The organism is Tistrella mobilis (genome assembly GCF_041468085.1).
In the GTDB taxonomy this organism is placed as follows: domain Bacteria; phylum Pseudomonadota; class Alphaproteobacteria; order Tistrellales; family Tistrellaceae; genus Tistrella; species Tistrella mobilis_A.
On sequence record NZ_CP121017.1, the window covers coordinates 1,955,800 to 1,977,244 of the forward strand.

Genomic DNA, 21,445 nt, shown 5'->3' on the forward strand with positions numbered 1-21,445 from the left:
CCTTCAGGCGACGGCCGCACCCGGCAGGCTGGCGGTGGCCGGGCGCCGGCGCGGATCCAGCACCAGGGTCAGGCGCCGCGGCCGGCGGAAGCCCTCTCCGGTGATGGTGGGGTCGCAGTCCTCGGCGGGGCGGATGTCCTGAAAGCCGCTGGCCAGGCGGCGCAGGGCTTCGGCGATGATGGCCGAGGCAAGCGGCCGGCCCGGGCAGGCATGGCGTCCGGCCCCGAAGGACAGCACCGGCACCGGCGGCCGTCCGGGCAGGAAGCGCTCGGGATCGAAACGATCGGCCGCGTGGAAGACGCTCTCGTCGCGATTGGCACTGGCCAGGAAGACCCGGACCGAAGTGCCGCGGCGAACCTCGATGCCGCCCAGCATGGTGTGGCCGCGCACGAAACGGGTGGTGTCGTGCTGGGGGGGCTGGAAGCGCATCACCTCCAGCGCGAAACTGTCGGCAAGGCTGGGTTCCACCGCCAGACGATCGATCAGATGGCGGTGATCCAGCAGCATGGCCAGTGCATTGGCGATGGCCGAAAGCGGGGTTTCGACGCCGGCCGCCATCATCAGCAGCATCAGCCGCATCAGCTGGGTGCGCTCCAGCTCCGACGCCATGCGCTGAACCCTGAGGGCCAGCGCCGCCGGGCGCGGCGACAGGCCGTCGTCGATCAGCCGGCCGATCTCGGCTTCCAGCGCGCGGCGATCCTCGACCACATCGCCCAGATCGACATCGGCGGTTTCGATATAGCGGCTGACCCGCGACAGATGCCGGGCCAGACGGTCGCCGGTTTCAGCATCGATGCCGAACAGGCCGCGGATGACGCCCTGCGCGATCGGCTCGGCCAGGGCCGCAACCGCATCGACCGGGCGGCCGGCAGGCAGGCCCGAGATCGTGGTACCGATGATGCCGGGGGCGAGCCCCGCCACGGCCGCGGCCACGCCCTCGAAGCCCAGCAGATGCTGGGCGGCCCGTCGCTGGGCCAGATGGCGGGCGCCATCGATATCGAGCAGGGTTTCGCCGAAAGCCTGGCGGGTGCGCTTGAACGGATATTCGACGGTGAAGACCGGATCGGTCAGCACCCGCATCACATCGGCATGCCGCACGACGCAGATCTGGCCCAGGCGCTGTGACCACCACACGGGGTGGTCGCGCCGGGCGGCAGCGTAAGCCGGCCAGGGATCGGTGCGAAAGCCGGCACTGCCGAAATCGATCGACTCCGCCCTGCCGCCGTTCAGGGCGGCCTCGCCACGTCCGATCACTGTCATCGGTGTCCCCGCACGGATCCTTCATCCCCCGTCATGAATCAAGGTTAACATGAACTGCCACATCGCAACACGGCCACATCGAAACACGGCCGCATCGCAACACGAGAGGGGGCCATGCCCCATCACATGGGGCGGTTGACATGATATGGGGTGGCCGGGCCGTCGCGCCAGTGGACGTGACGTCGCGGGAGGGGGGCGCCTTACGCGGCAATCGGCCTCCGGGGCTTGCCGTTGCGGCGCGGCCACTGCCTAATCAGGGCAACCGTGCCGCAGCAGCCCGTTCCCTCCCGCCTGCGGCCACAGAAAGAAAGGGGTCCTGTCTATGAAACTGATCGACGAATTCCGCGTCTTCGCGGTCAAGGGCAATGCCTTCGATCTGGCGGTGGGCGTCATCATCGGTGCCGCCTTTGGCGCGATCGTGACATCGCTGGTCAACGACGTGATTATGCCGCCGATCGGATACATCACCGGCGGTATCGACTTCACCGACATTTTCATCAACCTGTCCGGCGGCGATTATCCGAGCCTTGCGGCGGCCAAGGAGGCCGGTGCCGCCACCATCAATGTCGGCGTCTTCCTGAACCGGGTGATCAGTTTCCTGATCGTGGCCTGGGTACTGTTCCTTCTGGTCCGCCAGATGAACCGCCTGAAGCGCAAGGAGGAAGCCGCCCCCACGGCCCCGGCCGCACCGCCGCCGGAACTGCTGGTGCTGCAGGAGATCCGCGACCTGCTGGCGACGGAGCGGAACCAGCCGAAATCCTGAGCAGGCGACGCACGCCGGTCAGCCCGGCGTGCGCGTCACCCCGATCACCGGCGGTATGGCGGTGACGGCGCCGATCGCCTCTCCGGCGACCAGATCGGCGCCGGCCGCCGCGGCCATGTCCAGCCGGTCGTCGTCATCGATGCCGAGTGTGTGCAGGCGCATGCCGGCGCGACGAACCGCCATGCCGAGCGCGGTAAGGGCCGCGGGCGAGACATGGGCTTCGGGCGTGAGCGCCCCGGTGACCAGGCTGCTCGCCTGCCGCGCGGCGCCATCTGCATGGCGGCCAAGATGGATGCCGATCCGCCGGATCCCCGCCGCCGACGCGGCATCGAAGCGGCGCTGATCGACCTTGACCCGCATCAGCACCATGCGGCAATGCGGCCGGATCGGCGCGATCATCGCCTCAAGAAGCGCGGGAGTCACATCGGGCGGGCAGCCCACGATTTCGGGCGCCATCCGCGCGCTGGTCTGGTCGGCGACGGCGGCCAGCCGGCCAGCATAGATCATCCGTCGGCCGGTGGGTGCCAGGGTTTCGAAATGCACCGCCAGCGTCACGAAGACGGGCCGGCCCCGGTTGCGGGCCTCTGCGATGTCGGTGATTGCCCGGTGCAGGCAGTAGAGGTCCAGCTGGCCGATATCGACCGCGTCTGCATGCGGCCCCAATACGGCATAGCCGCGCACCATTGCATCGCCCCGCATCAGGCGTGGGCGGAGCAGTCCCGCCGCCACCTTGCCATGCACCAGCGAGACCACCGGCCGGTAGTCGCAGTCCAGCTGCGACGGCCTGTCGTCGCCGGCGGGCTGGGAGACATCCTCGCTGGCGGCCTGAGGCGGATGATCGACGGCCGGGCGCCAGAGTGGCCCGAGCACCGCCCGGGCGCCGTTCTCCCCCAGGCTGTCCAGATCCGGGATGTTCACGGGCGCCGGGATCGCCACCGGCGCGACGGCGGGGGGAGGGGGCGGCGCCGGGGCCGGGGCCGATGCGACAGCCGGTGCCGTGGCCGGTGCCGCAGGTCGGGAGAGTTCGGCGATCAGCCGCTTGAGCGCGATATGGGTGAAGCGCGGTTCCTCGCCTGCCAGACCATCGGCAACCGAGACCGCGGGCCAGGGCCCGGCGTCGTCGCCGCCGAAGGCGAAGCGGGTGATTTCGGCCGCGGCACCGGCGGTGGCGGAAAGCGCCGATGCCGGCGTGCGATCGGGGGCGATCGCGATGAGCTCCAGCGGGCCGTGGGGCAGGATGACGGCGCTGTCGCCCAGCCGGCGGCCCAGAATGGCGCTGGCGGCCGTTCGCACCCGTCCGGCCGATTGCGGCCATTTATCGCCCAGCCGGTCGGCAATCGGCTCCAGGGACAGGCGCACCACCCGTCCGGCCATGGCCGCCGGCCGAGCCCTGAGCAGGCGGCCGACCTCCACATCCACCCGATGTCGCACCTCTTCCAGCCGCCGGAGGTCATCGGCGGACGGTTCTGCCGGGCCCGACTCCGCCTGCTGTGGCGACGGGGTCGTCGCCACATCGTCATGGGTCAACAGATCGCGAACCCAGTGCAGCAGATCCATGGCACCTCGCAGCGGGCGGCAGGGTCCGGTGGCAAGGTCGTGGTCCGACCGTGGGCCGGCGAAAACATGTTACGCCTTTTCGGCATACGATAGACATGGTTGCTGAGGGATGCGCTGGAAAGTGGTGAAGTTTCCCTAAAATGTTACAACATGGTCTGTTGCTGTAAGCGCACGACTGTGGCAGTTCTGTCCAGGACAGGGGCGGCTTATGATGACAAGCGCCCCGTCAACCCCCATAGTAAAGGGGACGGAAGATGCATGTCCGGTATCTGTCCCGACGGCAGAGCCCGGCTGAATCAACTGCGCGGACGCGGACTGATCCATACGGTGGACACTTGCCGTATGACGTTTCGGCCGCTATGACGGTTGCAGGCCCCCCTGAACCGGTGGTGCCGCTCCTGCGGGAGATACGGAGACCGACGGTTCAGATGCGGGTTGTGGCCGACAGCGGTGAGAGGCCGGAAACCGGACTGCATCGGTTCCACCAAGACGAAGATCCGTCTACAGGAGATCGACGAGCGATGACCCGCAAGCTGACGGTGGCCGCGATGGCCGTCGCATTCTGCGCCCTCCCTGCCTTCGCATATGCGCAGGATGTCGCCAGTGAGATCGCGCTCCGGCGCGGTGGGGAGCCGGGTTGGTACGGCTCGCTGCTCGGCGGCGCCAATATGGAAACCGACACGAGCTTCACCTCGGGCCTTGCCGGCGGCAAGATCGAGCAGGAGTTCAAGACCGGCTTCGGCGTGCTCGGTGCGGTCGGTTATGATTTCGGTCGCGTCGCCCAGTGGGGCGGCTTCCGCACCGAACTCGAAATCGGCTATCGCCAGAACAATATCGACAGCCACAGTGTCGGCGGTGTTGACCAGCCGGACAGCAACGGCAAGTCCAAGGTCTGGTCGGGCATGCTGAACGTCTATCATGACTTCTACCTGCCGGCCTCGCGCCTGACCCCGTATCTGGGCCTGGGCGTCGGTGGTGCCTTTGTCGAGGCCGACGGCTATTCGGCCGATGGGTCGCCGACCCTGCTGGACGACGACGACACCGTGCTCGCCTATCAGGCGATGCTGGGCGCGTCTTACGCCCTCAGCCCCTCGATGTCGCTGATCGGCGAATATCGCTATTTCGGCACCGAGGGCGTGGAACTGACCACGACCGCAGCCGACGGCGCGCGCAGCAGCAGCGACAGCTACGGCTCGCACAATGTGATGGTCGGTCTGCGCGTCAACTTCTGATCAGCGACCGCGCCGGCTCCGGCCGGCAGATCCGCTTCGAAACCGCCCGTGTCTCTGGCACGGGCGGTTTCGTCGTATCCGGGACCCGGGATCCGGGGCCGGAACTGCGGCAGCATGACATATCTCTGCCACTGGTGAGCCGGGCGGGCGGGTGCCATATATGCAGGGATGGCGGAGGAGATGCGGCCGCAGGCGCGGCCCGCATCCCGCGCGACCCCGCCCGGTCCGGCCCCGGCCCGTCATGCCGGGGCGACAGGTACAGCGGATGACCATTCCATGATGCCGCAGACCCGCCGCCGGCGCCTTGCCCGGCCGCTTATCGTGATCGCCGGACTGGCCGCACTGCTGGCCGCCTGTGCCGGGCCTACCCCCTATCAGCCGCTGCTCCATGGCCAGGGCTACGCCAATCAGCGGCTGGAAGCGAACCGCTTCCGGGTCAGCTTTGCCGGCAATTCGGCGACCCCGCGTTCGGTGGTTGAGGACTATCTGCTCTATCGTGCCGCCGAGATCACCACCACCACCGGCAACGACTATTTCCTGGTCGTGAGCCGCGATGTGGAACCGCGCAACCGCTATACCTATGACGCGCCCCCGGTCTGGGGATATGGCTATGGCTGGGGCGGCCGTGGCGGCGGCTATGGTGTGGGCCTTTCGACCGGCACCGCGGAGCCCGACACCCGTTACACGGCCTGGCTGGAGATCCTGGTGTTCTCAGGGCAGAAGCCGGATGATCCGAACGCCTATGATGCGCGCGAGGTGATGGGCGCCATCGGCCCTGAACTCAGACGGCCGGCCCGGAGCTGAGGCGGGCAGGGCGGGGGGATTGTGCGGCGCGGCAGGATCGTTCCGCGAATGATTTGCAATCGCTTAAGTCTCGGTGTAGCGTCGCACGCGATGTCCTGACGACCGGAGGATCTCCGTGCGATGACCGGCGAACCCATCACCCCCGAGACCGCTGCACCCGGTGACGCGGCGGCGGCCGTGCCCGTCACGCCCGCAACAGCTGTCGGATCCGATCCCGGAAGCAGTGCACCGGTGGCGATGCAGGCCGCTGACCCTGTACCGACGACGATCACCGCCGTGCCCGCTTCGGTGCCGGCGGTGGCGTCCGCATCGGCCGTGGATGGCGGTGCTCCGGCGGCAGCGGCCCCGGTCGTTCCGGTTCAGGCTGGTCCGACGGAGGTGACCCAGGCTCCGGCTGCACCGGCCGTGGCCAATCCGGCCCCGGTTGTCCCGGCTCCGATCGCCCCGACGTCGACCAACCCGATTTCGGCCGGCCAGACGTCCGCCGCTCCGACACCCGCCACTCCGACCTCAGCCGCCCCTGCGGCAGAGGCTGCGCCTGCCGCCACCGCGGTCCCGGGCGCGGATGCCACCGCGACCGGAGCCGGACCCGCTCCGGCCAGCGAGGCGGTGACGGCATTGCCCGGCATGACCCAGCCGGGGGATACCGTCGCCACGACCGAAGCGGATGGCGGAACGGGTTCGTCCACGCTTGACCTGTTGATTGCCGGCGGCCCGATCGTGGGTGTGCTGGGTGTGCTGTCGGTGATTGCGACCGCGATCATCCTGCTCAAGATCTGGCATTTCCTCAGCGCCGGTCTGGGCAATGGCCGCAAGCTGGCCCGCGCGGTGGATCGCGCCGTGCGCGAAGGGCCCGAAGCCGGTCGGGCGGCGCTGGACGGTGTGAACCATCCCGGCACCGACGTGATCCGCACCGTGCTCGACGGCCGCCTGCACGGCGTGCCGGAACCTGCCCTGCGCGAAGAGGCAGAACGCATCGGCCTGGAGCGGGTGGAAAGCCTGCGCAGCCATCTGCGGGCGCTGGAGCTGATGGGCGGCATCGCGCCGCTGCTGGGCCTGCTGGGCACCGTACTCGGCATGATCACCGTGTTCCAGACGCTGGAGACCGCCGGCTCGGCGGTGGACCCCTCGCAGCTGTCGGGCGGCATCTGGGAGGCGCTGCTGACCACCGCGGTCGGCCTGATCGTCGCCATCCCCTGTGTCGTCGCCCATGCCTGGCTGGACCGGCGGGTGGAACGTGCGGCCCATGTGATCGAGGATTCCGCCACGCGGCTGTTCGTGTCGCGCGACATGGTCCGCCATGCGGGCGAGGCGCGGCGGCCTGCGGCCATCCATGGCGGCGCCATGACCCCCGATCTTCGGACGACCGCCCGCGCGGCCGGCCCTTCCGCCTGATCGGCCGGCACGGGAAGCAGATCTGATGCGCCTGACCCGCAGCCGCCGCCGTCATGGCCTGGCCATCGGCCTGACACCGCTGATCGACGTGGTCTTCATCCTGTTGCTGTTCTTCATGCTGGCCTCGTCGCTGGCCGACTGGCGCGTGCTTGAGGTGGTGATGCCCGAGGCCCGGCCGCAGGCAACCCCGCCGTCATCGGCCACGGCCCGCAATCTGGTGGTGGTTGCCGTGGCCGCTGATGGCGCGCTGTCGATCGACGACGAGGCAGTGACGCCCGAAAGCCTTGCCCAGCGCCTGACCGCCCGTGCGACGGCCGACCCGACGCTGCGCGTGCATGTGCGGCCGGTGGAGGCCGCGCCGATGCAGGCGGTGGTCTCGGCGCTGGAGGCAGCCGGGCAGGCCGGGGCGGCATCGGTGGAGGTGCGGCCAAGATGAGACTGCGCCGGCAACGTGCCCCCTATAACAGCGATGACGCGCTGATTCCGCTGATCAACGTGGTGTTTCTGCTGTTGGTTTTCTTCATGGTCGCCGGCACGATCACCGCCGGAGACGCCTTCCGGATAGAGCCGGCGCGGATTGCAGCCGAGGCGCGCAAGGAAGCGGCCGAAGGGCGGCGCGTGTTGCTGGTCGGCGCCGATGGCCGTTATGCCCTGGATGGCGAGACCTTCAACCGCGAGGATCTGGCCGGGCAGCTGGGCCGGGTGGTTCAGGCAGCGGCCGATCGCGGCCAGCCCTTGCAGCCGCTGGCGGTGAAAACCGATGCCGCCGCGCCGGCGGGGGCGGCGATCGCCGCAACCGAAGCCGCCCGGCTGGCGGGCTTCCCCGGGGTGGTGCTACTGGTGCAGCGGGTGCCGAAATGAAGGAGCGGAGGCGGCGTTCGGCGGAGGCGCCCGGCGGACGGGCGGCCACCGCCGCGGTGATGGCAGCGCTTGCCCTGCACGGCGCCGGTGCGATCTGGCTGCTGAACCAGCCGGTGGAGCCGGCCGGCATTCCCGGCGAGGTCGCGATCGTGATCGGCTTCGGCGGCGCGGGTGGCGATGGCGGCCAGGGCGGAGAGGGCGGCGGCGTGGCGATGCCCGATGCCCCGGATGCCGCCCCCATGGAAGAGCCGGCCGCAGCAGCTGCCCCGGAAGCGGTGGCCGAAGAGCCGCCGCTTGAAGAGGTGGAGCCCGAACCCGAGCCTGAACCCCAGCCGGTGCAGCTGCCGGAGCCTGAACCGGAGCCGGAGACGCCGCCCGCGGAAGAACCGCCGGTCACGCCACCGCCGGAGCCTGAGCCCATTCCCGAGCCCGAACCTGAGCCGGAACCGGAGCCTGAGCCCGAACCGGAGCCTGAGCCCGAACCGGAGCCGGAACCCGAACCGGAGCCGGAACCAGAGCCGGAGCCAGAGCCCGAACCCGAGCCGAAGCCCACTCCTCAGGAGGTACGGCAGATGGCGGCGGTGATGCCGCGGGCCAAGCCGACGCCCCCGCCGGCACCCGCGCGGCCGGCGCCGCGGCCGGCGCCCCAGCGGACCGAGGCACCGAAACCGGCAGCCGGTGCAGAAGCGGATGCGCCCGAGACCGGGCCGGCAGGCATGCAGGCCGCAGGCATACCTGGGCGGCTGGCCGGTGCGGCCGGTGTTGCCGGGGCAGCGGGCCTGCCCGGTGGCGGCCAGGGCGGATCCAATGGCGTGGCCGACCCCAAAGAGGTCGATCTCTACAACGCCCGGATCATGGCCTGGCTGGAGCGGCACCGGCGCTATCCGCGCTCTGCCCAGCTCCGCAACCAGCAGGGGACGGTGCAGCTGGAATTCACCATCGATGGCGCCGGACAGGTGGTGTCGTGGCGGATCCTGCAACCCTCGGGCATCTCGTCGCTGGATCGCGAGACCGAGCGGATGATCGAGGCGGCCTCACCGGTCCCGGCGCCACCGCCGGAACTGCTCAGCGGCGGCACCAGAACTTTTGTGATCCCCATCGTCTTCCGGCTGCGCTGACCGGTCGTAGCGTTCGCTGGCGCATGATCATCCGACCAGACAAGCGAAACCCCCGGCAGCACGGGCTCTGCCGGGGGTTTCCTGCCTCCGGCCCCGGCCGCCGGGGAGAGCCGGCGACGGCGGGGACGGGATCCGGGATGGTGGTCAGATGTCAGGCATGCTGGCCGGTCTTCGCTGCCAGGAGCTGCGCCTTGGCCGCCTTGCGGGCCGCGCGGGTCTTGCGGGCCGGCAGGGCGGCAACCAGCGCCATCACCAGGCTGGAGCCGTAATTGGCGGCCTGCAGAAGCATCAGCGCCACCCAGAACCGGCTCTCGACGAAAGGCGCATAGACGATCGAGATGCCGATGGCGACGCCCACCAGGGCCACCGCCAGAAGGGTTTCGGCGCGGGCCATCTGGAAGGCCTGCATGACGGCCGGCTGGTTCTCCGCCTTGGGCGTGCGGAAGAAGGGCAGGTGCCGGGTGATCAGGCCGTAGAGCACAGCCGTGCCGATGGTGAAGCTGAGGCTGAGACCGGCAAGGCAGGCGCCCAGCCGCTGGCCGACGGTGCAGTTCACGCGGCCCTGATAGAGGCCGATGATGTGAATGGTGCGGATCGCGAAGCCGGCCAGGGCCGGCACGACGAACAGCGAGGAGGGCAGTTCCACGATCGCCGGGAAGGCGATGGCCAGCGCACCCCACAGAACCGACATCACGGCGATGATCAGGCCCAGCGCATCCGCCGCCCAGCCGGCCCAGCCGGCCAGGAAGTGATACTTCTGCATCGGCTTCAGCGCCGAGGGCTTGCGGCCCAGGATATAGCCCAGATGACCGCGCATGATCTGCATGCCGCCATAGGCCCAGCGGAAGCGCTGCTTCTTATAGGCCATGAAGCTGTCGGGAGTGACACCCCAGCCGAAGCGGTGGTTCGAATAGACCGAACTCCAGCCGTTCTCCATCAGGCGCAGGCCAAGCTCGGTGTCTTCGCAGATGCACCACTCCGACCAGCCGCCGACACTCTCCAGCGCCTTGCGGCGGATCATGGTCATGGTGCCGTGCTGGACGATCGCATCGTGATCGTTGCGCTGAACCATGCCGATGTCGAAGAAGCCGGCATATTCCCAGTTGGTCGCGGTCTTGAAAGGATGCTCCTGCCAGTCGCGATGATCCTGCGGCGACTGGACGAAGCCCACCTTCTCGTCTGCGAAATGCGGGGTCATCTTCCGCAGCCAGTCCGGCGAGACCACGTAGTCCGCGTCGATGACCGCGATCACCTCGGAATCCTCGGCCGTGTGGCGCAGCGCATAGTTCAGCGCGCCGGCCTTGAAGCCTTCGAGCGGGGCGACGTGGAAGAAGCGGAAGCGGGGGCCGAGTTCGGCACAGATCCGCTCCAGCGGCCGCCACACGGCCTCGTCCTTGGTGTTGTTGTCGATGACCAGGACCTCGAAGTCCGGATAGTCGAGCCGCGAGAGCGCGACCAGGGTCTCGCGCATCATCTCGGGCGGCTCGTTATAGGCCGGCACGTGGATCGAGACCTTGGGCAGGCGATAGCCTTCGGGAGCGGCTTCCACCGGCTCGCTCGGCCGGCGACGGCCGCGGGCGAACAGAACCTCGACGAATTCCAGCGTCTGGGAGAGCAGCAGGATGACCAGCATGCCCATCAGCACCGCGAGCACGCCGCCCGCGACCGCACCCGAGACGTCCATGTACTGGACGGCGAAGCGATAGCCCACCCAGGCCACAAGGCCCGCCGCGGCCTGGACCAGCACCACGAAGGAAAGCCGGCCGATCCACGACATGTCACGACGACGCGCCAGGAAGGTGAGGTTCAGCGGCAGGGCGATCAGGGCCGCGGCCAGCGCGATCGCAGGCCAGGCCGGCAGCGGATCGACCGGGCCGGTCAGGTCGAATTTCGGCTGGCGGTCGGCATTCCAGTAGCCCCAATAGGCACCCACGCCGCCTTCGTCATACCGCTTCCACGGCTGGTCGAAGGCTTCCATCAGGTAGAAGTTGATGCCTTCCTTCTTGGCGCGTGCGACCAGCTGGCGGATGAACTTGGCTTCTTCCGCGATCGAGGGCACGGCCTTGTTGAAGGCGCGGCCATCCGACGGCCAGCCGGCCTCGGCAACCAGAATCGGCTTGCCCGGATACATCCGCTTCAGGCGGTTGTACATCGCAACCGTGTGGTCGATCGACTGTTCGACGGTCAGGCCTTCCCAGTAGGGCAGGATGTGGACCGCGAGGAAGTCGGCGGCACGGCCGATTTCGGGATGCTCAAGCCAGACATGCCAGGGCTCCGCGGTCGACACCGGCTGGCGGACCTGGCTTTTCACCTGGCGGATGCGGGCGATGATCTGTTCGGGCGTCTGGTCGGCACGCAGGATCGACTCGTTGCCCACCAGCACGCGGATGACGTTGGGGTTCCGGCGGGCGCCCTGGACCAGGGCCTCGATCTCGCGATCGTTCTTGGCCTCGTCCTTGTCCAGCCACGAACCCATGGTGACTTTCAGGCCGCGCTCGCGCGCAAGGGCCGGTACGGCTCCCTGGATGCCGAGGGCCGAATAAGTCCGGATCTCGCGGAACCGGGTGGCGACCAGCGCCAGATCTTCCCGGACCTGATCGACCGTCGGCTCTTCGCCGGCCTTCGGATCATTCTCCGGGCGAAAGGGTGAATAGGCGGCGCCGAGCAGGGGCTCGGTCACTGCGGGCAATTCCCGCTCGTGCTGATTGGGGAGGGCCCAGAAGGCCACGTTGCCAAGCGCGATGACGGCCGTGACGGCAATGGCGCCGATCCAGCCGCGCGTCTTGCCGCGCGTCTTCTTGGTCGGTTCAGCAGGCATGTCGTTCGGCACGATCCAGCGTCCCAAGTGATGCCACGGAAAAACGGCGCGCCCCGGAATGGAGTGCGCCACGAGCCAACCATTTGTCTTTTGAGTGCACTTGAAGGCTGCGCCCGCTGATCTCTTCGATCATCGGACGGAACGACAGGCGTCTTTTTAAGACGGCTCTTGCCGTTCCTTCCACTTCCAGCTTTACCTCAAAGGAAACCGGGCTTCGCCACGCCCGACCTGTCCTCGTTTCTTTTTAGTTCCGACGCAGCCCCGCGTCGGTTACGAGTTATATATGCTCCGCCCCGGGCCACACAACAGCGGAACGTGCATAGCCATGTGTCAAGATATGTCCCGCGAACATCCCTCCGCCCTGTTTCTGCCCCTCGCTGGTCTCGGTATCGCCGCAGCCATCCTTCTGGCCCTCTGGTTGAGGGTGGAAGTGGTCCAGCCGGAGGCATTGACATGGGCATGCGCCGCCGAAGGCCGCCCGCTCTGGTGCGGCCCGCGGCAGCTGCTGCTTGAAGCCTTCAACATGGGCGTGATCGGCGGCGCCGCCCTGGTGGTCTCGATCTCAGCCCTGATCATCGCCCATCCGCTGGGGCAGAAACTGGCGCTGGCGGGGCTGGTGCTCTCGATCTTCGCCTTCGCGCTCTACAATGCCGGCGCGGCCGCCCCGGCGGCGGTCTTCGCCATGCTGCGGCTGTTCAGGACCCGCGGGTGATCGTCAGACCAGCAGGAAGTCCCCGGCGGTCAACCCGCCGGGCTGCACCCCCTCAAGGACGATGCTGCCCGTCGCGGTGATCAGGACGGCATCGCCGCCGATGTCGACCAGGCCTGCGCAGGCGGCCTCTGCCGAGGCGAAGAGATCGGCGTCGAGCACGATCAGGTCGTGACCGCCGGCATCGGCGTTGAAATCGGCGATCCGGTTGACCCCCGAGATGCCGGCCGAGAAGTCGAAGCGGTCATGCCCCGTGCCACCCGACAGCCGGTCATTGCCGCTGAACGCCACCAGCACGTCGTCGCCTGCGGCACCGAAGAGGGCGTCGTCGCCCGCACCTCCGTCGATCCGGTCGCCGCCGGCCCCGCCATGGAGGAGGTCGCGGCCGCCGAGCCCGACGAGGATGTCGTCACCGTCACGCCCGAAAATGCGATCGGTACCGGACGTGCCGGCCAGGGTCTCGGCCGCACCGCTGCCTTCGGTATGACTGGCCCAGGCGATATCCGCCCCGAACCACGACCGGTTGTCGAGCCCGCCTGCGCCTATGTCGAACGACTGGAACCAGCCGTCGAAATCCACCCGTTCGACCGAGCGCAGCTCTTTGAGCCCCAGCGTGCCGGTTTCGTCATACAGAAAGACGGTGCCGTCGCCGAGACGCAGAGCGGTGACGCCGGAGGCATCGCCGGCAATCTCCACCCGGTCGGTCCCGGCGCCGGCCGCGACCGTGTCGTTGCCGGTGGACAGCGCCACCAGATCATCGCCGCCGAAGCCGTCGAGGAAGTCGCCGCCCCGGCCGTCCCGCAGGCGATCGGCCTGATCGGTGCCCAGGATGAAGGCCGGCGCGCCATGGTGATCCGAGGTGGCGCGCGGCGCATCCTCCACCCAGACGGTGCCGCGCAGCAGGTCGCTCAGCTGCGAGATCACGACCACGCTGTCGGTGGTGATCTGGTCGTAGAAGCTCGACCGGCCGATCACGCTCACCGCCGGTTCCGACAGGATGCCGGTGATATGGGCGTTCCAGCCGCCGGCGATGTTCAGGATGCCGAAGGGGCCGTAGGGCGACAGCGGATTGGCATAGAAATCGTTGAACAGCACGATGTTGTCGGCGGAACTTGCGAAGCTCTGATCCTCGTTGATGAGGGCTTCGAGCAGGCCTTCGCCGACCGAGCCGTCGGAGGTGCCGATGATGCGGTAGACCACGTCGTTCTCGGCCCCGAAATTGAGCACCACATCCGGGTCGTCATGGATCGTCGGCGAGGAGAAGCCGAAATAGTCGGCATCGGCATAGAAGCCGTCGGCCAGCTCGCCCCGGCGTTCGGCCAGATTGTTCACGGCCGCGCCACCCAGGCTGTAGCCGGTGACCAGGACGTCGGCGCCGGTCAGGCCGATATCGCGTGCGAAATCTGCCGTCGCCTCCAGCAGATCGGCGAATTCATCGACATAGGCGGCATCGACCAGGTCCAGATAGTCGACCACATCCCCCGCATCGCTGGTGCCGGCGAAGGCGACCGCCAGCCGGGTGATCGCGCCGTCCGCCGCGGTCTCGGCCAGGATGCGGGCCTGGGGGCTGGCGGATGTCTGGCCGATGAAATTGCCGTAAGCATCGACCCGGTCGGCGGAAAGTCCGAGTTCGGCCGCGGTGACGGCGCGCCAGCCGGCGGGCAGGTCGGGATCACTGCCGCCCGCTTCGGCCACCACGCCGATGACGCCGGCGAGGGCATTGAAGGCGGCGAACTGAGCGTTGCGGGCAAGACCGAAGGCGGTCTCGACATCGGCGCGGGCGTCCTCGCCCTTATAGGTGAAGATCGGCATTTCCCCTCCTCAGCCGTGACCAGGGGGTCCGGCGTCTTTTTATCAACCAAAGGTTATGTTAGAGGCGGAGTGTCGGCGCGGTCAATGACGTTTACGTAAACGTCAATTGCCCGATCCACGGCCTTCCGGGCTAGGCAGTGCCGGGGCGGCAGGGTATGAAGGGCCGGGTGGTGGCGCTTTCAAGAAGGATCTGACGCGATGCGCTTTCCTGACGGCAGCCCCTCGCAGCCGGGGCGCCCGCAGCGGGGCGGTTCGAAGACGGAGCGGCCTGCCGCACCACGGCCGCTGCCCGATCTTCTGATTGCGGATCTGGGCGGGACCAATCTGCGCATTGCCCGGCGCGACGGCCGCGGCCGGACGGTGGTGCTCGGCCGTTTCGCCAGCCACGAAATCGAGGATCTGCCCGGCCTGCTGCGCGGTTTGTGGCTGAAGGCGGCGGGCCGGGTGCCGGCGGCGCTGGCCATCGCCGTGGCCGGGCCGATCGATCATGGCGCGGGGCGGGCGCGGCTGACCAATCATCCCGCGCTGGAGATCGATGCCGCCGCGATCGCGCGGGCGCTTGGCCTGCGCGGCATTTCGATGGTGAACGATCTGGCGGCCCAGGCGATGGGGCTGGCGCTGGGGGCGGGCGGCGCGCGCGAGATGGTGGCACCGGGCACGCCCGACGACGAGGCGCCGCGGCTGCTGATCGGTCTCGGCACCGGCTTCGGCACCGCGCTGATCCTGCCCGGACGTGGCGGCCTGCCGAAGGTGGTGCCGGCCGAAGGCGGCCATGTGACGCTGGCGGCAGAGACTGCGGCCGAATGGGCGGTGATCGAGGCGGCGCGGCCGCTGCCGGGCACGGCCGGGGTGAATGATCACGTCTCGGCCGAGGATCTCGTTTCCGGCCACGGTCTGCCGCGCCTGGCGGCGGCGGTGGCCGCGGTGCGCGGCCTGGCCCCTGTCCACGGTGAAGCCGAGGCGGTAACAGAGGCGGCACTTGCCGGCGATGCCGCCGCCCGCGAGGCCTTCGACCTGTTCTCGGGCTGGGCGGGGGCGGTGGCGGGTGATCTGGCGATCGCCACAGGCGCGCGTGGCGGCGTGGTGCTGTCGGGCGATCTGCTGCATCGCCTGGGCGGTCTGTTCGACCGCCGCCGTGCCGCAGCACGGTTCAGGGCCAAGGGCAGGTTTTCGGCCTATCTTGCGCATGTGCCGCTGGAACTGGCCCCTGCGGGGGACGATCTGGCCTTTGCGGGCCTGACCGGCATCGCCGATGCCGCGGCTGCGCGTGATGTCGGCCCGGTCTTCGACTGACGGGCACCTTGACCGACCAGGGGACGATCCGATGACCGGTGATCAGATGATTGCGACGCCTGCGGCCCGCGGCTTCCGCATGCCCGGCGAATTCGCGCCGCAGGATGGCTGCTGGATGATCTGGCCGGAGCGGCCCGACAACTGGCGCCTGGGCGCCAAACCCGCCCAGGCGGCCTTTGCCGCCGTGGCAGTGGCGATCGCCGGGGCGGTGCCGGTGACGGTCGCGGTGTCGGCGCGGCAGTGGTCGAATGCCCGGGCCCGGCTGCCGCGCCATATCCGGCTGGTGGAGATGAGCACCAACGACGCCTGGATGCGCGATGTCGGCCCCAGTTTCGTGGTCGATGGTGCCGGCGGGCGGCTTGGCATCGACTGGCGGTTCAACGCCTGGGGCGGCTTTCATGACGGGCTGTACTTCCCCTGGGACCAGGACGATCTGGTGGCGGCCAAGGTGTCGGAGATCGATGGCGATGGCAGCTGGCGGGCACCGGTGGTGCTGGAAGGCGGCGCCATCCACACCGATGGCGAGGGCACCGTCTTCACCACCGCCGAATGCCTGCTCTCCCCCGGCCGCAACGGGGCGGACGGACAGGCGGCGGTGGAGGCGGCACTCGGGCAGGCCCTGGGCGCCGAACGGGTGATCTGGCTGCCGCGCGGCGTGTTCCTGGACGAGACCACCGGCCATGTCGACAATCTGATCCATGTGGTGGCGCCGGGCGTCGTGTGCCTCACCTGGACCGATGACCGGGGCGACCTGCAATGGGAACGCTCGGCCGAGGCCGAGGCCCTGCTTGCCGAGGCGCGCGATGCCAGGGGCCGGCGTCTGACCGTGCACCGGGTGCACCAGCCCGGCCCGCTGACCATAACCGCAGAGGAAGCGGCAGGCGTGGATGTGGTGGATGGCAGCCAGCCGCGGCGGGGCGGCGACCGTATGGCCGGATCTTATGTGAATTTCCTGATGGCCCATGGCAGGGCCTCGGGCCGGCGGCGGATCGTGATGCCGTTGCTCGATCCCGCACGCGATCAGGCGGCGGCCGATGCAATCGCCGCCGCCTGTCCGGGCTGGGAGATCCTGGGCGTGCCCGGGCGCGAGATCCTGCTGGGCGGCGGCAACATCCATTGCATCACCCAGCAGGTTCCGGCGCGCGTCGGGAGAGGGCCGGACCGGCCCTGACCGGTCAGAAGCGGCCCCGGCGGTAGTCTTCGATCGCCTGGATGATTTCGGCCTCGGTGTTCATCACGAAGGGGCCGTAGCGGGCAACCGGCTCGCCGATCGGGCGGCCGGCAACCAGGATCGCCCGGGCGGGCTGGTCCGAGGCGTTGCCGAGGCTGAGCGCGCCATCCCCGCCCAGTACCGCCAGGCGCGCGGTGCCGAGCGGCCGGGCCGTCTCGCCGGTGCCGGCGATCAGCGCGCCGTCATAGACATAGAGGAAGGCGCTGTGGCCGGCAGGCACCGGCAGTTCGACCTCGCCGCCCGGAACCAGTTCGATATCCAGATAGAGCGGATCGCTTGCGACGCCGGCCACGGGGCCGATGGTGCCGAAAACCTCGCCCGCGATCACCTTCACCGTACCTGCGCCGCCGGGCAGGGTGGCGGCGGGGATGCTCTCGGGCCCGAATTCGCGATAGGCGGGGCGCGCCATCTTTTCGGCGGCGGGCAGGTTCACCCACAGCTGAAAGCCGCGCATCAGCCCTTCGGTCTGCTCGGGCATCTCTTCATGGATGATGCCGCGGCCGGCGGACATCCACTGCACACCGCCCGGGACCAGCACGCCCTTGTGCCCGGCATTGTCGGCATGGCGCATGCGGCCGGCGAGCATATAGGTCACGGTCTCAAAGCCGCGATGCGGATGGGCGGGAAAGCCGCCGATATAGGCGCCCGGATCGTCGGAGCCGAACTCGTCGAGCATCAGGAACGGGTCGAGCATGTCGAGCGACGGCTGGCCGATCACCCGTTTGAGCTTCACCCCGTCACCATCGGAGACGGCGCGGCCGACCACCACCTGCGTGACGTGGCGGCCGGTCGTTGCATCCGCGGGCCGGGGCGTGGAGGTGAGGGTGGTGGTGGCGGTCATCGGGCACACCTCGTCAATGAGTGCGGGCGGCGCACCGGCGCCGCCCTGTCTTCCCGATCCAAGATAGGGTGTCGGGGACTGTTTCCGAAGACCGCAGAATTGCAACGCTCCGTCGCGCAGATGGAAACGATGCGACGGGCGGCTTACACCGAAACCACCAGATCTTCCAACCGGTCGGGGGCGCTGGTCAGCGACAGACAGCCCGTCTCCGTCACCAATACGGTGTCTGAATGGCGGAAGCCGCCCAGCCCCTCGATATAGAGGCCGGGCTCGATGCTGAACACCTGGCCGGCCTCGACGATCCGTTCGTATCCCTCGGCCAGAAAGGGCGCCTCGTGGCCGGTGACGCCGAAGGCATGGCCGGTGCGGTGAAGCAGATGGTCGCCATGGCCGGCGCGGATCAGCGACGCATTGACCGCGACATCGATCGCAGCCATCGATGCGCCGGGTTTCAGCAGGTCGAAGGCCAGGGCCCGGGCCTCGGCCATCGCGCCGAAGGCCGGCCTTGCGGCCTCCGGCACCTCGCCCAGGAAAAACGTTCGCTCCAGCTCGGCGGCATAACCGTCGGCGCGGCAGGCGATGACGCTGACATGCGGCCCGCCCCGGCCCAGGGCCATGAACAGGTCGGTGAAATTGTGCGGGTCGTGCGAGACCTCGGGCGGCTGGGCCACCGCGGCGAAATTGCAGGCAAGCAGATTCAGATGCGGATTGGCGGCAAGGGCGGCGCCGGTCATCCGGCGGGACAGTACGCCATGGATTTCGATCGCCGCCAGTCCGGGCCGGGCCATGGCGAGCAGGGCGGCATGGGCATCCGACACCAGATCTGCGGCATGGCGCAGCCGGCCGATCTCCCAGGCCGATTTCACCATCCGCAGATCCTCGACCAGAGCGGACGGCGCCGGATCGTGGCCGGCGGCCGCAAGGCGCGCGGCGACGAACAGCGGACAGTCCGGTTCGACCGCAACCTTCAGGCCGGGCGTGAGCAGCCCGGCCAGGCGATCATCCCAACCCTGGCCGGCAGGGGCGGGGAATTCGCGATAGGCGATGCAGTCGATCGCGCCCAGGCCGCGGATGCGGACATGGGGAATTTCAAGCGCGGGGACCACGAAGCGCAACGGACCATGGCCCGTAACCAAAAGGATGAAAGGGCGTTCGTGCACGAAGTTCGCAAAATGGGTGAGGTAGTAGACGCTGTCGGGGTTGGTGAGGATCAGGGCGTCGATGCCGGCCAGATCCATGGCGGCACGCAGACGATCGACGCGGTCGGTGATTTCGCTGAGCGGCGGGGCGCCGGTGATCGCGGCGGGAAGGAGTTCGGTGGTCATCGGCTCAAAGCTCCGGATCGATGCGACGGCGGCGGTGGAGGGCGGCCTGGAAGAACAGGCCGCTGACCAGTGGCGGCAGCAGGGTGACGATCAGCGCAAGGCGCAGCGACGCGCCGCCATCGGTGGCGAGCCCGTGGGCCAGCGCCAGATCGCTGATCAGCCCCACCAGGGCGGGCGCGCCGCCATAGCTGATGATCGAGGTGGCAAAGACCATGAAGGCGATGGCGGTGGCCCGGACATGGGGGCCGGCGACGACCTGCATGCACGACATCGACGGCCCCATGCCGAGCCCCGACACCAGAAACGCCAGGAACAGCAGGCCATAGGCAAGGCGGGTATCGGCCACCAGGAAGGTGGCGGCGAAGAGCGGCGCGCAGACGAGGCCGGCCAGTGCCGGCAGGCGGAATTCCCACGACCGCGCCCGGCGGATCAGCCGGTTGGCGAGCCAGCCGCCGGCGAAGGTGCCGATCAGCACGCCGAGCCCGAGGGCAAGGCCGCCGCTGCGGCCGAATTCGGCGACACCGACGCCGTGGACGCGCTGGAAGAAGGCCGGGATCCAGGTGGCGAGGCCGACGGTGACGTAGAAGAAGGGAATCGCGATCAGCAGATGGACCACGGCCGCCGAGCCGAGCAGTTCGGCGAGCGCGGGTTTGAGCGCCGGCGGCTGCCCGGCGGCGCCCGTGCGATCGAAGCGCCCGCGCGGCGGTTCGCGCAGGACCAGGGGGACGATCAGGGCGAGGACCAGACCCGGCAGGCCAAAATAGAGGAAGACCATCCGCCAGCCATGCTCTGCGACCAGGGCGCCCGCCACCACCAGGCCGATCATGCTGCCGAGCGAGCCGATGCCGGTGAAGACCGAGACGGCCCAGGCGCGCCGTTCGGGCGGGAACAGGTCGCCGATCAGCGAATGGGCCGAAGGCACGCAGCCGGCCTCTCCCACGCCGACCGTCATCCGGGCGGCGAACAGGCCGAGGAAGCTGCGGGCGAGGCCGCAGGCCGCCGTGGCGAGGCTCCACAGCGCCAGAGACACCGCGATCACCCGCACCCGGTTGGTCCGGTCGGCGAGCCGGCCCATGGCCAGGCCGAACACGGCATAGAACAGCGCGAAGGCAAAACCGCCGAGCAGGCCCATCCGGGCATCGCTGAAGCCCATCTCGACCTTGATCGGTTCCAGCAGAACCGAGAACAGAACCCGGTCCATGTAGTTGAAAAGATTGATCAGGCCGAGCAGCGCAAGTGCGAGCCCGGCCCCCTGCGCAATCGGTGGCCGGGTTGCAATCCCGTCTGATGCCGTCATTGTCGTCGTGCTCCCTGTCTGCCGCCTTGATGGCGGGTTGACGGGAGTGTGGCGCGGCGGCGCGGGCAGCGTCTTTCCAGGCGTGCACGGAAATTTTGCATTTCGTCCCTCGGCATGCGCTGATGCGAGACCGGATGCAAAACTCATCGGGAGAGGGGGATGACGGCAGGCATCGGCACGCCCTGGACGACCCAGCGCGCGGTGGTGGCAGCGCTGGAAGCCGGCGTGCCGCTGATGGAGGCGGCCCCCTTCACAGGGCGGAGCCGGTTCGAGATCATGGAGGGCGGCATCGTCGGCTGGTGGCTGGACGGCCGGTTGACCGCCGATCTGATCCTGCGCCATGTGATGGACGATACCGTCAGCATCCAGTTCGTCCAGAGCGGCGGCGGCCGGCGGCGGATCACCGCCCATGGCAGCGAGCGCCATGGCGGCGGAACGCTCTATATCGGGCTGTTTCCGGCCGGCAGCCGTCAGGTCCGACGCTGGCGGGCGGGACGGCCGATCCGCTATGCCGCCTTCTGGATCCCGCCCACCCATGCGGCGGTGGCGCTGTTTCCCCACCGGGCGGACCGGCTGCCGGCCTTCACCGATCTGCTGGACGGGCGGCTGGCGGCACCTTTCGGGCTGTCGGTGACGATGACCCCGGCCATGCATGCGGTGATGGATGCGCTGATCGACGGTCCGCCCCGGCCGACGGTGCTGGCCCGGGCCTATGAGACCCTGAAGCTGCGGGAACTGATGATCGAGGCTGCGGGTGTGATGGCGGCCGCGGCAGCCCCGCGCCGGGCAGCCGACGGCGTGCCGGCGCAGACCCGCCACGAGATGCAGATCGAACGGGCGGCGGAGATTCTGCGCCGGGAACTGGCCGACCCGCCGGGTTTCCGCGAACTGGCGCGGCGGGTGGGCATCAGCCACAACCGGCTGGCGGCGGGCTTCGTGGCCCGTTTCGGCTGCACGCCCCACGAGTATGGCAAGCGCCAGCGCATGCAGGCCGCCCGGCGGCTGATCCGGGAGGGCCGCCACGGTCTGATCGACGTGGCGGCCCTGGTCGGCTTTTCCGGCCAGGCGGCATTCGGCCGGGCCTATGCCGCCTTCTTCGGCCATCCGCCCGGGGCGGACAGGCGATGAT

General features: G+C 69.1%; 18 protein-coding genes. 11 read left to right on the top strand and 7 right to left on the bottom strand.

Features of this window, described 5'->3' with window-relative positions:
- Positions 1-3 precede the first annotated feature (3 nt).
- The gene (locus P7L68_RS14670; RefSeq protein ID WP_372006366.1) at positions 4-1,260 is read right to left on the bottom strand and encodes a cytochrome P450; all 1,257 of its coding nucleotides are present in this window, start codon (positions 1,258-1,260) and stop codon (positions 4-6) included.
- Positions 1,261-1,582: 322 nt separating this feature from the next.
- Between P7L68_RS14670 and mscL the strand changes: the two genes are divergently transcribed.
- Positions 1,583-2,023, top strand: a complete 441-nt coding sequence (mscL, locus tag P7L68_RS14675) for a large conductance mechanosensitive channel protein MscL (protein WP_372006367.1) — start codon at positions 1,583-1,585, stop codon at positions 2,021-2,023.
- A gap of 18 nt (positions 2,024-2,041) precedes the next feature.
- Here mscL and P7L68_RS14680 read toward each other — a convergent pair whose 3' ends face one another.
- Positions 2,042-3,580 carry a hypothetical protein gene (locus P7L68_RS14680; RefSeq protein ID WP_372006368.1) on the bottom strand — a complete coding sequence of 513 codons (1,539 nt, stop codon included), beginning with the start codon at positions 3,578-3,580 and terminating at the stop codon, positions 2,042-2,044.
- Between the two features lie 521 nt (positions 3,581-4,101).
- Here P7L68_RS14680 and P7L68_RS14685 point away from each other — a divergent pair.
- From P7L68_RS14685 to P7L68_RS14710, 6 genes are all read left to right on the top strand, one after another.
- On the top strand, positions 4,102-4,812 hold the full coding sequence (locus P7L68_RS14685; protein WP_372006369.1) for an outer membrane protein: 711 nt from the start codon (positions 4,102-4,104) through the stop codon (positions 4,810-4,812).
- Between the two features lie 276 nt (positions 4,813-5,088).
- Positions 5,089-5,616, top strand: a complete 528-nt coding sequence (locus P7L68_RS14690; RefSeq protein ID WP_372006370.1) for a hypothetical protein — start codon at positions 5,089-5,091, stop codon at positions 5,614-5,616.
- Between the two features lie 120 nt (positions 5,617-5,736).
- Positions 5,737-7,011: a MotA/TolQ/ExbB proton channel family protein gene (locus P7L68_RS14695; RefSeq protein ID WP_372006371.1), complete on the top strand. Its 1,275-nt coding sequence runs from the start codon at positions 5,737-5,739 to the stop codon at positions 7,009-7,011.
- 25 nt (positions 7,012-7,036) lie between these two features.
- Positions 7,037-7,447: an ExbD/TolR family protein gene (locus P7L68_RS14700; protein ID WP_372006372.1), complete on the top strand. Its 411-nt coding sequence runs from the start codon at positions 7,037-7,039 to the stop codon at positions 7,445-7,447.
- On the top strand, positions 7,444-7,872 hold the full coding sequence (locus P7L68_RS14705) for an ExbD/TolR family protein (RefSeq protein WP_372006373.1): 429 nt from the start codon (positions 7,444-7,446) through the stop codon (positions 7,870-7,872). Before P7L68_RS14700 ends, P7L68_RS14705 begins: the two co-directional genes overlap by 4 nt.
- Positions 7,869-8,990, top strand: coding sequence for an energy transducer TonB (locus P7L68_RS14710; protein WP_372006374.1), 1,122 nt, complete (start codon positions 7,869-7,871; stop codon positions 8,988-8,990). The genes P7L68_RS14705 and P7L68_RS14710 overlap by 4 nt, the downstream gene beginning before the upstream one ends.
- A 151-nt stretch (positions 8,991-9,141) precedes the next feature.
- On the opposite strand, the gene P7L68_RS14715 is transcribed toward P7L68_RS14710, so the two are convergent.
- On the bottom strand, positions 9,142-11,808 hold the full coding sequence (locus P7L68_RS14715; protein ID WP_372006375.1) for a glycosyltransferase: 2,667 nt from the start codon (positions 11,806-11,808) through the stop codon (positions 9,142-9,144).
- A gap of 337 nt (positions 11,809-12,145) precedes the next feature.
- Between P7L68_RS14715 and P7L68_RS14720 the strand changes: the two genes are divergently transcribed.
- Positions 12,146-12,520 carry a hypothetical protein gene (locus P7L68_RS14720; RefSeq protein WP_372006376.1) on the top strand — a complete coding sequence of 125 codons (375 nt, stop codon included), beginning with the start codon at positions 12,146-12,148 and terminating at the stop codon, positions 12,518-12,520.
- 3 nt (positions 12,521-12,523) lie between these two features.
- On the opposite strand, the gene P7L68_RS14725 is transcribed toward P7L68_RS14720, so the two are convergent.
- Complete coding sequence (locus tag P7L68_RS14725; protein ID WP_372006377.1) at positions 12,524-14,329, bottom strand: calcium-binding protein; 1,806 nt, start codon at positions 14,327-14,329, stop codon at positions 12,524-12,526.
- Between the two features lie 198 nt (positions 14,330-14,527).
- On the opposite strand from P7L68_RS14725, the gene P7L68_RS14730 reads away from it, so the two are divergent.
- The gene (locus P7L68_RS14730) at positions 14,528-15,622 is read left to right on the top strand and encodes a glucokinase (protein WP_372006378.1); all 1,095 of its coding nucleotides are present in this window, start codon (positions 14,528-14,530) and stop codon (positions 15,620-15,622) included.
- Positions 15,623-15,653: 31 nt separating this feature from the next.
- Positions 15,654-16,793, top strand: coding sequence for an agmatine deiminase (gene aguA, locus P7L68_RS14735; protein ID WP_372006379.1), 1,140 nt, complete (start codon positions 15,654-15,656; stop codon positions 16,791-16,793).
- 4 nt (positions 16,794-16,797) lie between these two features.
- On the opposite strand, the gene P7L68_RS14740 is transcribed toward aguA, so the two are convergent.
- The 3 genes from P7L68_RS14740 to P7L68_RS14750 form a co-directional block, all read right to left on the bottom strand.
- Positions 16,798-17,694 (bottom strand): pirin family protein, encoded by an 897-nt coding sequence (locus P7L68_RS14740; RefSeq protein WP_372006380.1) that lies wholly within the window; start codon positions 17,692-17,694, stop codon positions 16,798-16,800.
- A gap of 143 nt (positions 17,695-17,837) precedes the next feature.
- Entirely contained in the window at positions 17,838-19,019 is a 1,182-nt protein-coding gene (locus tag P7L68_RS14745; protein ID WP_372006381.1) for a M24 family metallopeptidase, read from the bottom strand.
- Positions 19,020-19,023: 4 nt separating this feature from the next.
- A complete protein-coding gene (locus tag P7L68_RS14750) occupies positions 19,024-20,316 on the bottom strand; it encodes a spinster family MFS transporter (protein ID WP_372006382.1) in 1,293 nt (430 codons plus the stop codon).
- Between the two features lie 159 nt (positions 20,317-20,475).
- Here P7L68_RS14750 and P7L68_RS14755 point away from each other — a divergent pair, with 159 nt between their 5' ends.
- Positions 20,476-21,444, top strand: a complete 969-nt coding sequence (locus P7L68_RS14755) for a helix-turn-helix domain-containing protein (RefSeq protein WP_372006383.1) — start codon at positions 20,476-20,478, stop codon at positions 21,442-21,444.
- The last annotated feature ends 1 nt before the right edge of the window (position 21,445 follow it).